General features: G+C 63.2%; 15 protein-coding genes. 11 read left to right on the forward strand and 4 right to left on the reverse strand.

Annotated features, from left to right (window positions below; all coding sequences use genetic code 11):
* Positions 1-7 precede the first annotated feature (7 nt).
* The 3 genes from pdxH to QCE73_RS11765 all read left to right on the forward strand — a co-directional run bounded on the left by pdxH (position 8) and on the right by QCE73_RS11765 (position 3,043).
* Positions 8-649: a pyridoxamine 5'-phosphate oxidase gene (gene pdxH / locus QCE73_RS11755; RefSeq protein WP_035500943.1), complete on the forward strand. Its 642-nt coding sequence runs from the start codon at positions 8-10 to the stop codon at positions 647-649.
* A 100-nt stretch (positions 650-749) separates the two neighbouring features.
* On the forward strand, positions 750-1,964 hold the full coding sequence (locus tag QCE73_RS11760; RefSeq protein ID WP_035500758.1) for a cyclopropane-fatty-acyl-phospholipid synthase family protein: 1,215 nt from the start codon (positions 750-752) through the stop codon (positions 1,962-1,964).
* 11 nt (positions 1,965-1,975) lie between these two features.
* Complete coding sequence (locus QCE73_RS11765; RefSeq protein ID WP_309881992.1) at positions 1,976-3,043, forward strand: DUF72 domain-containing protein; 1,068 nt, start codon at positions 1,976-1,978, stop codon at positions 3,041-3,043.
* A 4-nt stretch (positions 3,044-3,047) separates the two neighbouring features.
* Here the strand turns inward: QCE73_RS11765 and msrA are convergent, their stop codons facing one another.
* Positions 3,048-3,608 carry a peptide-methionine (S)-S-oxide reductase MsrA gene (gene msrA, locus QCE73_RS11770; RefSeq protein ID WP_309881323.1) on the reverse strand — a complete coding sequence of 187 codons (561 nt, stop codon included), beginning with the start codon at positions 3,606-3,608 and terminating at the stop codon, positions 3,048-3,050.
* Positions 3,609-3,932: 324 nt separating this feature from the next.
* On the opposite strand from msrA, the gene QCE73_RS11775 reads away from it, so the two are divergent.
* Entirely contained in the window at positions 3,933-4,445 is a 513-nt protein-coding gene (locus tag QCE73_RS11775) for a flavin reductase family protein (RefSeq protein WP_187606000.1), read from the forward strand.
* A gap of 4 nt (positions 4,446-4,449) precedes the next feature.
* Here QCE73_RS11775 and QCE73_RS11780 read toward each other — a convergent pair whose 3' ends face one another.
* Complete coding sequence (locus tag QCE73_RS11780) at positions 4,450-4,953, reverse strand: Lrp/AsnC family transcriptional regulator (RefSeq protein WP_035500753.1); 504 nt, start codon at positions 4,951-4,953, stop codon at positions 4,450-4,452.
* 133 nt (positions 4,954-5,086) lie between these two features.
* Between QCE73_RS11780 and kynB the strand changes: the two genes are divergently transcribed.
* The 3 genes from kynB to kynA are packed head-to-tail and all read left to right on the forward strand — an operon-like array spanning position 5,087 to position 7,879.
* Complete coding sequence (gene kynB, locus QCE73_RS11785; RefSeq protein ID WP_309881327.1) at positions 5,087-5,713, forward strand: arylformamidase; 627 nt, start codon at positions 5,087-5,089, stop codon at positions 5,711-5,713.
* A gap of 26 nt (positions 5,714-5,739) precedes the next feature.
* A complete protein-coding gene (gene kynU / locus QCE73_RS11790; protein ID WP_309881328.1) occupies positions 5,740-6,990 on the forward strand; it encodes a kynureninase in 1,251 nt (416 codons plus the stop codon).
* A 13-nt stretch (positions 6,991-7,003) separates the two neighbouring features.
* Positions 7,004-7,879 (forward strand): tryptophan 2,3-dioxygenase, encoded by an 876-nt coding sequence (gene kynA / locus QCE73_RS11795; RefSeq protein ID WP_187606003.1) that lies wholly within the window; start codon positions 7,004-7,006, stop codon positions 7,877-7,879.
* 4 nt (positions 7,880-7,883) lie between these two features.
* Here the strand turns inward: kynA and QCE73_RS11800 are convergent, their stop codons facing one another.
* Entirely contained in the window at positions 7,884-8,684 is an 801-nt protein-coding gene (locus QCE73_RS11800) for an IclR family transcriptional regulator (protein ID WP_238212736.1), read from the reverse strand.
* 146 nt (positions 8,685-8,830) lie between these two features.
* Between QCE73_RS11800 and QCE73_RS11805 the strand changes: the two genes are divergently transcribed.
* From QCE73_RS11805 to QCE73_RS11820, 4 genes are all read left to right on the forward strand, one after another.
* Positions 8,831-10,021 carry an acyl-CoA dehydrogenase gene (locus QCE73_RS11805; RefSeq protein WP_309881329.1) on the forward strand — a complete coding sequence of 397 codons (1,191 nt, stop codon included), beginning with the start codon at positions 8,831-8,833 and terminating at the stop codon, positions 10,019-10,021.
* A gap of 256 nt (positions 10,022-10,277) precedes the next feature.
* Positions 10,278-10,580 (forward strand): YqjD family protein, encoded by a 303-nt coding sequence (locus tag QCE73_RS11810; protein WP_035500744.1) that lies wholly within the window; start codon positions 10,278-10,280, stop codon positions 10,578-10,580.
* 181 nt (positions 10,581-10,761) lie between these two features.
* Positions 10,762-11,142 carry a phage holin family protein gene (locus QCE73_RS11815; RefSeq protein ID WP_035500742.1) on the forward strand — a complete coding sequence of 127 codons (381 nt, stop codon included), beginning with the start codon at positions 10,762-10,764 and terminating at the stop codon, positions 11,140-11,142.
* 21 nt (positions 11,143-11,163) lie between these two features.
* Positions 11,164-11,661 (forward strand): DUF3318 domain-containing protein, encoded by a 498-nt coding sequence (locus QCE73_RS11820; RefSeq protein WP_309881330.1) that lies wholly within the window; start codon positions 11,164-11,166, stop codon positions 11,659-11,661.
* An 8-nt stretch (positions 11,662-11,669) separates the two neighbouring features.
* Here the strand turns inward: QCE73_RS11820 and QCE73_RS11825 are convergent, their stop codons facing one another.
* Positions 11,670-12,122, reverse strand: coding sequence for a type IV pilin protein (locus tag QCE73_RS11825; protein ID WP_309881331.1), 453 nt, complete (start codon positions 12,120-12,122; stop codon positions 11,670-11,672).

A 12,122-nucleotide genomic window follows, 5' to 3' on the forward strand; every position in this document is an offset into this window, starting at 1 on the left:
GCATAAAATGACCACTCTCGCAGACCTTCGCAAAAACTATTCGCGCGACTCGCTCGATGCGACCGACGTCGATCCGAATCCGGTGAGCCAGTTCCAGACGTGGTTCGCCCAGGCACTCGATGCGAAGCTGCCCGAACCGAATGCCATGACGCTTGCGACCGTCGATTCGCAAGGGCGTCCGTCTGCCCGCATCGTGCTCATCAAGGGCGTCGATGAACGTGGCTTCGTTTTTTTTACCAATTACGATAGCCGCAAGGGCCGCGAACTCGCCGCCAATCCCGCGGCGAGCCTGCTGTTCCACTGGATCGAGCTCGAACGCCAGGTGCGCATCGAGGGCCGCGTCGAAAAGACGAGCGATCAGGAAAGCGATGCGTATTACACGTCGCGTCCGCTCGGCTCGCGCATCGGCGCGTGGGCATCGGATCAGAGTCAGCCGCTCGAAAGCCGCGAAGCGCTGGAAGCGCGCGAACGCGAGATGATCGCCAGATATGGCGACGCGCCGCCGCGCCCGCCGCACTGGGGCGGTTATCGGCTCGTGCCCGACAGCATCGAATTCTGGCAGGGACGTCCGTCTCGGCTGCATGACCGCATCGTCTATACGCGTGATGACGCGGGCGCACCGTGGCGAATCATGAGACTCGCGCCGTAAGGTAAAAGAGCGCGGGCACAGGAAGCAACCGAGATCGCAACGGCAACGAACATGAAGGCGCGAGCCTTCCCTTGATTTTCTTTAGCGCGGAGAAACAAGCATGTTCTGGGAGAAAAAGCTGACGCAGTGGGTTGAGGAAGTGCGCGACCGGGCCAATCTGCCCGCGCGGCTCGTGCTGTGGGATGGCCAGCAGCACGATTTCGGCCAGTTCGCCGCGCCTCAGGTGACGCTGCATGTTAAGAGCGCGACTGCGCTGCCCTATCTGCTCGAACCGAGTCTCGACAATCTCGGCGAAGCCTACGTCAAGGGCAAGATCGACATCGAGGGAAAGCTGTCCGACATCATCAACATCGGCTATTCGCTCGCGAAAAGCACGGTGACGAGCGCAAGCAAGCTGGCCCGCGTACGGCGCTACTTCAATCATTCGAAGACGTCGGACAAGAAAGCCATTCAGTACCACTACGATGTGTCGAACGAGTTCTATCAGCTCTGGCTCGACAAGAACATGGTCTACTCCTGCGCGTATTTCGAGAATGGCGACGAAGACATCGACACCGCGCAGATCAAGAAAATCGATCACATCCTGACGAAGATTCAGGTTCAGCCGGGGCATCGTCTGCTCGATATCGGCTGCGGCTGGGGCGCGCTCGTGATCCGCGCGGCGCAGAAGTTCGGCGCGAAATGCGTGGGCGTCACGCTCTCCGAGAACCAGTTCAGGCTCGCGACCGAGCGCGTCAGGGCGGCGGGACTCGAAGACCGGATCGAGATTCGCCTGCAAGATTATCGCGACATTCCGGGGCAATTCGATCGCATCACGAGCGTCGGCATGTTCGAGCACGTCGGGCGCAAGAACCTGCCGGGCTACTTCGCGAGAATCCGCGAACTGCTCGTCGATGACGGTATCGCGATGAATCACGGCATCACGTCGTCGGATGCTGACAGCGGCGAGACGTCGCTCGGCGGTGGCGAGTTCATCGACAAATACGTGTTCCCGGACGGCGAGCTGCCGCACATCAGCCTCGCGCTCGAAAGCATGCAGCGCGGCGGGCTGGAAGCGCTCGACGTCGAAAGTCTGCGGCGGCACTACGCGCGTACGCTCGACATCTGGGCCGACAGGTTCGAGGAGCACGCGGAGAAAGCGAAGACGCTCGTCGACGATGAGCACTTCCGCATCTGGCGCGTGTATCTCGCGGGTTGCGCGTATGCGTTCGAAAACGACGACGTGTCGATCTATCAGGTGATCTGCCGCAAGGCGGGGCGCAGCGCGACGACGCTGCCGTGGTCCCGGCGATATATCTACGAGAAGGCGCTCTGAACCACGAGCCGATACGCATCGAAACGGACGAGCCGGAAGATCAGTTCGATCTTTTCGGCGCGCCCGCAGTCGCTTCGGTTGAGCCTGTAAAGGCACCGAAGCAAGCGAAGCCGCGCGGCGTACTGCCCGCGCCCATGCAGCCCGAACTCGAATCGATCGCGAAGCGCCTGCCCGACGCGATCCATCTCGGCACATCCACGTGGTCGTTTCCGGGCTGGCGCGGCATCGTCTATGGCGACGAGTATTCGAACACGAAGCTTTCCCGCGACGGCCTCACCGCCTACGGCGTGCATCCGCTCCTGAAAAGCGTGTCGATCGATCGCTCGTTTTATGCGCCGCTGTCGCTGGCCGAGTACGCGCGCTACGCGTCGCAGGTGCCGGAGCATTTTCGCTTCATCGTCAAGGCGCCCGCCTCCGTCACCGATGCCTTCATTCGCGGCGAACGCGGCACGCCCGACGCGGAGAACCCTGCGTTTCTGAACGCGCAGATCGCCATCGATGAATTCGTGACGCCGTGCATCGGCGGTCTCGGCGCGAAAGCGGGCGCGCTCGTGTTCCAGTTCTCGCCGCTGCCCGATGCGATGATCGTCGATCCGGCGAGCTTCATCGAACGGCTGTCGGCGTTTTTGCAAGCGCTGCCGCCGCTCGAAGGCGAGTCGTGCTACGCGGTCGAAATCCGCGACGCGGTCATGCTCACGCCGCGCTTCATCCGCGCGCTGCGCGAAGCGAACGTGCGCTATTGCATCGGCGTGCATGCGCGCATGCCGGACGTGCGCCGTCAGGCGAAGGCGCTCGCGTTGCTGGACGAAGAAAGTATGGGACCGCTCATCGTGCGCTGGAGTCTGCACAGCGGCTTTCGCTACGAACAGGCGAAGGCGAAGTACGAGCCGTTCGACCGAATCGTCGATGAAGACCGCAACACGCGCGACGCGCTCGCCGAAATGGCGGCCCGCTATGCGATCGCGGGCCAGCCTGTGGTGATCGCGGCGAACAACAAGGCCGAAGGCTCGGCGCCGCTCACGTGCTTCGAGCTCGCGCGCGGCATCGCGGATGAATGCGAGCGCGCGCGGAGCGACTAGCGCATCAAGCTTTCAGCCGATGCGCGAACTTCTTGCGAAACTTCGCGACTTTCGGTCCGACGACCGCCGCGCAATAGCCCTGATTCGGATGCTGCGCGAAATAGTTCTGGTGATACGCCTCGGCCGGATAGTAGTCGTCGGCGAGCGGCACGACTTGCGTGACGATCTTGCCGCCGAAGACATCCTCGCGCTGCAGTTCGTCGATGACTTCGAGCGCGATCTTGCGTTGCTCGTCCGAATGCGTGAACACAGCCGACCGATACTGCGTGCCGACATCGTTGCCCTGCCGGTTGAGCTGGGTCGGATCGTGCGTCGCGAAGAAGATTTCGAGCACTTCGCGGTAGCTGATAACGGACGGATCGAACACGACCTTCACGACTTCCGCGTGACCGGTTTCGCCGTCGCAGACCTGCTCATACGACGGATTCACCACCTTGCCGCCCGCATAGCCCGATTCGACCGACTCCACGCCCTGCACCGCGAGAAACACGGCTTCGGTGCACCAGAAACATCCGCCGCCGAGCGTCGCGGTTTCAACTCTCGCTTGTTGGCTAGTTTGGGTCATAAGGCGCAACTCCTCATCAAGTGCATGCGGCCTTGCCGCGGATCATGCATATGGATGCATCCGGCCGTTTCTTCAACCTTCCGGATACGATGAGTCGAGCTTACTGGGTTTGGCCACACGGCGCAGAAAGCCCTCTCGCCGCAGAAAACTTGCTACCGGAATACGGTCATTTGGCGGCCGGCGACTGCCGATTCCGATAGAATCGAGACAAATCTCCAGCTTTTACATGACTTCTGAAAAGGTTCTTCCGACTGAAGCGCGACGCGCGGCCGGCTCGGCAGCACACGACACACTCGACCGCCCATTTGCCTGCTCATCTGCCAAATGACACGCGCCAAAAGCCCTAATTTCGACCCGACCGCGTTTCGCGCCGCGCTCGGCCAGTTTGCGACCGGCGTCACGGTCATCACGACGCGCACCGAGTCCGGCCAGTTGATCGGCATTACCGCGAGTTCGTTCAACTCGGTATCGCTCAATCCGCCGCTCGTGTTGTGGAGCCTCGCGACGAAATCGGCGTCGATGCCGGTGTTCCGCGCGAACAGCCACTACGTGGTGAACGTGCTCGCGTCGTCGCAACTCGACCTGTGCCGGCGTTTCGCCACGGTCAAGGGCGACCGCTTCGCGGGCGTCTCGCACGCCGCCGGCGACACGGGCATGCCGGTGCTCGACGGCGCGCTCGCGTGGTTCGAATGCCACAACCGCAGCCGCTACGACGAAGGCGATCACGTGATCTTCGTCGGCGAAGTGGAGCGATGCGGCGTGCGCGAAGACGCGACGCAAACCGCGCCGCTCGTCTTCCACGCGGGCGGCTTCCACACGCTGGGAACGCTGGAATAAACGCTCAGGGCGTGTGCGGGCGTCCCGGCTGCTCGATCAGCGCGACCGGCACGCCCGCGTCGTCTTTCATCGTCTGAAGCACGATGTTCGAGCGGATGTCGATCACGCCGGGCGCCTTGTAGAGCTTCGACAGAATGAAGTCGGAGTAATGCTTGAGGTTGTGCGCGAGCACGCGCAGCACGTAATGCGTGTCGCCGGTGACGACGAACGCGCCGACCACTTCCGGCCATTCGCGCACGGCTGCCGCGAACTTCTCGTGCCAGTTTTCCTGGTCGTTGCGCATCGAGACGTGGACGAACGCCTCCAGTTCGATGCCGAGCCGCTCGCGGTCGAGGCACGCGCGATAGCTCGCGATCACCCCTTCCTCTTCCAGCAGCCGCATTCGGCGCAAGCACGCCGACGGCGAGAGCGAAATGCGCTCCGCCAGGTCCAGGTTACTGATCCGTCCATCTTCCTGCAGTACCGCCAGAATTCGGCAATCTGTTGCATCGAGCGTGAAGCCGGTCATTTTTGAGTCCCCTAGCCCGTTTCATCGAATTATGTTCTAAGCGCGACACTTTTGGGTGGTTATTTCGCAAGCACGTTTCGGGATAACGCGACTATGATTTGACGCATCTTCACAAATTCTGCTAGGGCGCGTCATGACGCTTCTGGACATCTCGCCGCCGATCGACACCGCCACGCCCGTCTGGCCGGGCGACACGCCGGTTGGCATCGAGCGCGTGTGGCGCATGGAGGCGGGCTCGCCCGTCAACGTCGCGCGACTCACGCTCTCGCCGCACACCGGCGCGCACGCCGACGCGCCGCTTCATTACGACGAGCACGGCAAGCCGATCGGCGCCGTCGCGCTGGATACGTACATCGGCGGGTGCCGCGTTCTGCACTGCATCGGTGCGTCGCCGCTCGTCACGCCCGATCACGTCGCCGCGCATCTCGACGGCATCCCGCCGCGCGTGCTGCTTCGCACGTATGCGAACGCGCCGCTCGACGCGTGGGACAGCGCCTTCGCCGCCGTCGCGCCGGAGACCATCGACTTGCTGGCCGAAAAGGGCGTGAAGCTCATCGGCATCGACACGCCTTCGCTCGATCCGCAAGACTCGAAGACGATGGATGCCCACAAGCGCATCCGCGCCCACGGCATGGCGATCCTCGAAGGCCTCGTGCTCGACGCCGTCGCGCCCGGCGATTACGAACTGATCGCGCTGCCGCTCAAATTCTCGACGCTCGATGCGAGTCCGGTTCGGGCCGTCCTGCGTCCGCTTTCCTGATGATCTTCAAAGATATGGACTTTTCGATGAAACATCGTGACGAAGCAGCGGCGCTCGACCGCGACGATCCGCTCGCCGCTCTGCGCGACCAGTTCGCCTTGGTCGATGGCGTGATCTATCTCGACGGCAATTCGCTCGGCGTGCCGCCCAGGGCGTCCGCCGCACGCGCCGCCGACGTGATTGCCGCCGAATGGGGCGAAGGCCTGATCCGAAGCTGGAACACGGCGGGCTGGTTCGCGCTGCCCAAGCGCCTCGGCAACAAACTCGCACCGCTGATCGGCGCGGGCGACGACGAAGTCGTCGTGACGGACACGATCTCCGCGAATCTCTTCAAGATTCTGTCGGCCGCGCTCAAGCTCGCGAACGAGCGCGATCCGAAGCGGCGCGTGATCGTCTCCGAACGTTCGAACTTTCCGACCGATCTGTACATCGCGCAGGGTTTGATCGAGCAGCTCGATCGCGGTTACGAACTGCGCCTCGTCGATGATCCCGCGGAACTGCCCGCCGCGATCGACGAAAACACCGCGATCGCGATGATCACGCACGTCAACTACCGCACCGGCTACATGCACGACATGGCCGCGCTCACGGCGACGATTCATCGCGCGGGCGCGCTCGCCGTCTGGGATCTGGCGCATTCGGCGGGCGCGGTGCCGGTCGATCTGAACGGCGTCGGCGCAGATTACGCGGTGGGTTGCACGTACAAGTATCTGAACGGCGGGCCGGGTTCCCCCGCGTTCGTGTGGGTGCCGAAACGCCATCAGAACGCGTTCTCGCAGCCGCTCTCCGGCTGGTGGGGGCACAAGAAGCCGTTCGAGATGAACCCGGTGTATCGCCCGGACGACGGCATCGGCCGCTTTCTCTGCGGCACGCAGCCGATCGTCTCGATGTCGCTCGTCGAATGCGGGCTCGACGTGTTCCTGCAAACCGACATGCAGACGCTGCGCCGCAAATCGCTCGCGTTGAGCGATCTGTTCATCCGACTAGTCGAGGAACGCTGCGGCGAATTCCCGCTCTCGCTCGCGACGCCGCGCGAACATGCGCAACGCGGCTCGCAGGCGAGCTTCGAGCATCCGAACGGCTATGAGGTGATGCAGGCGCTGATCGCGCGCGGCGTGATCGGCGATTATCGCGAGCCGCGCATTCTGCGCTTCGGCTTCACGCCGCTCTACACGCGTTTCGTCGATGTGTGGGACGCCGTCGAAGTCCTGCGCGACGTGCTCGCGACCGAAAGCTGGCGCGCGCCCGAGTTCGCCGAGCGCGCATCGGTGACCTGAGAGGAACGTCGACATGAGCAATACACAAGGCTGCCCTTTCGGACACGGCGCACCGGCCGCAACGCAGGAAAAAGGCTGGCACGACGCCAAGCTCGATTTCTCCGATTCGATGAGCTATGGCGACTATCTCGGGCTCGATTCGATCTTGAACGCGCAGCATCCGCTCTCGCCGGATCACAACGAGATGCTGTTCATCGTGCAGCATCAGACGAGCGAGTTATGGATGAAGCTCGCGCTCTACGAATTGCGCGCGGCGCTGGCGGCCGTGCATCGCGACGAACTGCCGCCCGCGTTCAAGATGCTCGCGCGCGTGTCGCGCATCTTCGAGCAACTGGTGCAGGCGTGGAACGTCCTCGCGACGATGACGCCCTCCGAATACACCGCGATGCGCCCGTATCTCGGGCAGTCGTCGGGGTTTCAGTCGCATCAGTATCGGCAGATCGAGTTCATGCTCGGCAACAAGAATGCGCAGATGCTCAAGCCGCATGAGCATCGCCCGGAGATTCTCGAACAGGTGCGCGAGACGCTCGAAGCGCCCTCTTTCTACGACGAAGTGATCCGCCTGCTCGCCCGGCGCGGCTTCGAGATCGATCCGGCGCGCCTGAATCGCGACTGGTCGCAGCCGACGACGCACGATCCGTCCGTCGAGGCGGCGTGGCTCGCGGTGTATCGCGATCCGTCGCATCACTGGGACTTGTACGAGATGGCCGAAGAGCTCGTCGATCTGGAAGACGCGTTCCGGCAATGGCGCTTCCGGCATGTGACGACGGTGGAGCGCATCATCGGCTTCAAGGGCGGCACGGGCGGGACGGCGGGCGCGTCTTATTTGCGCAAGATGCTCGATGTCGTGCTGTTTCCGGAGCTTTGGCACGTCCGCACGGTGCTTTGAAGCTTCAGGCGAGACGCGCGGCCAGCGCCTTCAGCCTCGGGCCGATCGTCTCGCGAAAATAAGCCTCGTCCATCGACGACGCCGGCCCGCTGCTCGACAGCACGAGCCAGCGTCCGTTGCGCAGATCGCGAAACGGCGCGGCGATGGCGTTGACGTCGTCGTGCCAGTCGCGAAACGAATAGCAGCAGCCGTCACGCGCGAAATCCTCGATTGCGCGGCGGGCGGCATCGACCTTTTCCTCGCCTTCGTTCTTCCCGAGTTCGTCGAACAGCGCCTCGCGCGCCGCCGGTTCCTGCACGGCGAGATACGCGCGGCCCATCGAACTCGTGAGCATCGACAGGCGCGAGCCGGGCGCAAGCCCGAGCGTCAGCGCGGTCTCGCTGCGGATGGTTTCGAGATAGATCATGTCGAGCCCGTCGCGGCAGCCGAGCGATACCGCCGCGCCGATCTCCCTCGCGAGCGCGCGCATGTGCGGGCGCGCGAGTTCTAACGTGTCGGCGCCCGCGAGCAACGTGAAACCGAGCGACAGCACGCCCGTGTCAAGCGCGTATTTGCCCGCGGGCTCATCGAAGCGCAGATAGCCGAGCGTCGTCAGCGTGTAGGCGAGACGGTTCACGGTCGCCTTCGGCAAACCGGTGCGATCGACGAAATCGCGATTGCCCAACAGCGACTCGCCCGGACGGAACGCGCGCAGCAAATCGAGCCCGCGCGCGAGTGCGACGACGAACTTGCGCTCGTCGATCTCCTCGGACGATAGATGGCGCGATGAAATCGACGCTGAATTTCGGTTGGAATCGGCTGGCATCGGGTGATAAACTCCAAACTGGATTTGCAAAACATTGTTTCGCTTAGCGGAACTCATGTCAAGCGCCTCGCGCGCCGGCGGAACGGACAGACTGCATGGATCCCGACACGCTCCCGGCGCTTTTCGATGAAATCAGGAGATAGCACATGGCCGACGCCGCCCGATTCAACTGGGAAGATCCGCTCTTGCTGGATCAGCAACTGACCGAAGACGAACGCATGGTGCGCGACGCCGCGCGCGCTTACGCGCAGGACAAGCTGCAGCCGCGCGTGATGCAGGCGTTTCGCGAGGAAAAGACCGATCCGGCGATCTTCCGCGAAATGGGCGAACTGGGTCTGCTCGGACCGACGATCCCCGAGCAATACGGCGGTCCGGGTCTCAACTACGTGTGCTACGGCCTGATCGCACGCGAAGTCGAGCGCGTGGATTCGGGTTATCGCTCGATGATGTCGGTGCAATCGTCGCTGGTGATGGTGCCGATCAACACCTTCGGCAGCGAGGCGCAGAAAGAAAAATATCTGCCGAAACTCGCGCGCGGCGAATGGATCGGCTGCTTCGGCCTCACCGAGCCGAACGCGGGTTCCGATCCGGCCAGCATGACGACGCGCGCGAAGAAAGTGCAGAACGGCTTTTCGCTCTCCGGCACGAAGATGTGGATTTCGAACTCCCCGATCGCGGACGTGTTCGTCGTCTGGGCGAAGCTGGAGGAAGACGGCCGCGACGAGATTCGCGGTTTCATCCTCGAAAAAGGCTGGAAGGGTTTGTCGGCGCCGGCGATTCACGGCAAGGTCGGCTTGCGCGCGTCGATCACCGGCGAAATCGTGATGGACGAAGTGTTCGTCCCCGAAGAGAACATCTTCCCGGACGTGCGCGGGCTCAAGGGCCCGTTCACCTGCCTGAACTCGGCGCGTTACGGTATTTCGTGGGGCGCGCTCGGCGCGGCCGAAGCGTGCTGGCACACGGCGCGGCAATACACGCTGGACCGCAAGCAGTTCGGCCGGCCGCTCGCGGCGAACCAGTTGATCCAGAAGAAACTCGCCGACATGCAGACGGAAATCACGCTCGGCCTGCAAGGCGTGCTGCGCCTCGGACGCATGAAGGACGAAGGCACGGCGGCTGTCGAGATCACGTCGATCATGAAGCGTAATTCATGCGGCAAGGCGCTCGATATCGCCCGGCTCGCGCGCGACATGCTCGGCGGCAACGGCATCTCCGATGAATTCGGCGTCGCGCGTCACCTCGTTAATCTCGAAGTGGTCAACACGTACGAAGGCACGCACGATATCCACGCGCTCATTCTCGGCCGCGCACAGACGGGCATTCAGGCGTTCTTCTGAACGAGCGTAGTTCACAATCGGGAAGGGCCGGCGCGGTTGCGTCGGCCCTTTGTCTTTGCGCCGTTTGTAACTTTCGATACGCGCCTGAAACTTTTACGGGTCAGATCGTATCCATTTCAGACGATGTCCATGCATCGTCGAGGCGCGAGCGACTGGAACGGAACCTGCGTAATTCCGCGCGACAGGTTGCACGCCTCCTCGTCAGCGATCCCATCTTTGGTTACGATGCCCGTAGCCTTACCGATTGGAGCCTTTTATGTCAGAAATCAACAAGGAGCGATTCATGTCGGATATCAAATCTGTACTCGCTGACGCCGAAGATCTCTTGAAGCAAGCGGCTACCGCCACCGGTGAACGCGCTTCCGAATTGCGCGAGACAGCCCTCACCCGCCTGAAGCAAGCGAAGGAAAAAGCCGCGGACGCGCAGGTCGTCGTGATCGAGCGAGGCAAGAAAGCCGCGCGCGCCACCGACGATTACGTGCACGAGCATCCGTGGGCGTCCATCGGCATTGCGGCGGGTCTCGGCATGGTGATCGGGCTTCTGATCAACCGCAAATAAAGCCGTCCTGCCGGGTCAATGGCCCGCGGATTGCTAACCCGCTTCTTGTCGCGGTCCCGCTGGACCGAACCGCGAGCGCCTTGCCCGGGCGCGCGGCTCGACACTCGCACCGGCCGGCCGCTTCACGCGCCGACCGGACCCACAAAAAAAGCGGCAACAACGCGCTTCTCGCATTCAAGCCATGACGACCGATAGGCCCACGCAGCAATCGTCCCCCGGACCGCTGCGACGAATTCTGAGCTCCGCCTTCGCCATCTTCGAGACGCGCCTTGAACTCATCGGCATCGAGCTTCAGGAGGAAAAGGAGCGGCTCATCGGCGTGCTTTTCCTCGGGCTCGCCGCCATGATGCTCGCGATGATGGCGCTCATCTCGCTGACGGTGCTGATCGCCATTTTCTTCTGGGATACGTATCGCTGGCAGGCGCTCGGCGGCATCACACTTCTGTATGCGCTGATTGCAATCGCATGCGGTCTGCGCGCTCGCAGCAATCTGCGCGATGCGCCGAACATGTTCGACGACACGCTCACCGAATTCCGCAAAGACCGCGACACGTTCCGCTGATCTCCGCGCCCGACATAAGCCATGAGCCAAAACGACGACACCTTCAGAGCGCCCAAGCGCGACAAAATGCAGAAGCTGCGCACGCCGCACATGCGGGCGCTGCGCAAGGAACTGCTGATCGCCCGTGCGGATGTCGAGCGCATGGAAATGCGGCAGGCCACGCATGATTTGCGCGCGTCGGTCACGCACTTCAGTTTCCTGCGCTTTCTGATGCCGGGCGGCGGCGCGCGCCGGTGGGGCAAGCGCCGCGCATCGCCGGGCGGTATCGGCGGCATCCTCGGTTCGCTGCTCGGCTCGGGCAATATCGGCGTGCTGCTCAAGCAGTATCCGATCGTCGGCTCGGTCGCCTCGCTCGTGCTCACCAAGCCGGTGCGAACGAAGCTGCTGCGCAGCGCCAAGCCCGTGCTCAAATGGGGCGGCCTCGCGCTCGCCGGATGGGAAGGCTGGCGCATTTATCAGCAGATGAAGGCCGCCGCGCCCGACACGCCCAGCGACACCGCCGATCCGACCGTGTTCTGACATCGGCATCAGCCCTTTCCCGCCCAGCACGCCGTCGACTGTGCCGCATCGAGCGGATCGGTCGTGCCGGGCGCGTGATTCCAGCGTAGTCCGGTGGCGTCGATGACGAACGCGCCGCAGCCGTCGTCGTACATCGGGCCCGCCGCGATGGGCACGGCTTCGATCGCGTAGCCGCCGTTCGTCGGCGATTCCGGCAGCACGGCCACGCGATACACCGGCGCGCCATGCAAAGGCGCCTGATCGAGTCCTGCGCTCAACGTGATGGCATCCACACTCTCCGATGTCTGCGCGAGCCGCGCCGTTTCGACGAACTGAACGGCCCGCGTCAACGCCGACGCGGCATCGACCCGATGCGCCTTCGCCACATGCGTCCGATACGCGGGAACGGCGAAACTCGCGATGATCGCCGCGACGGCCAGCGCAATCATCAATTCAAGCAGGCTGAAGCCTTTCTCTTTCAT

Source organism: Caballeronia sp. LZ029 (genome assembly GCF_031451275.1).
Lineage (GTDB): Bacteria > Pseudomonadota > Gammaproteobacteria > Burkholderiales > Burkholderiaceae > Caballeronia > Caballeronia jiangsuensis.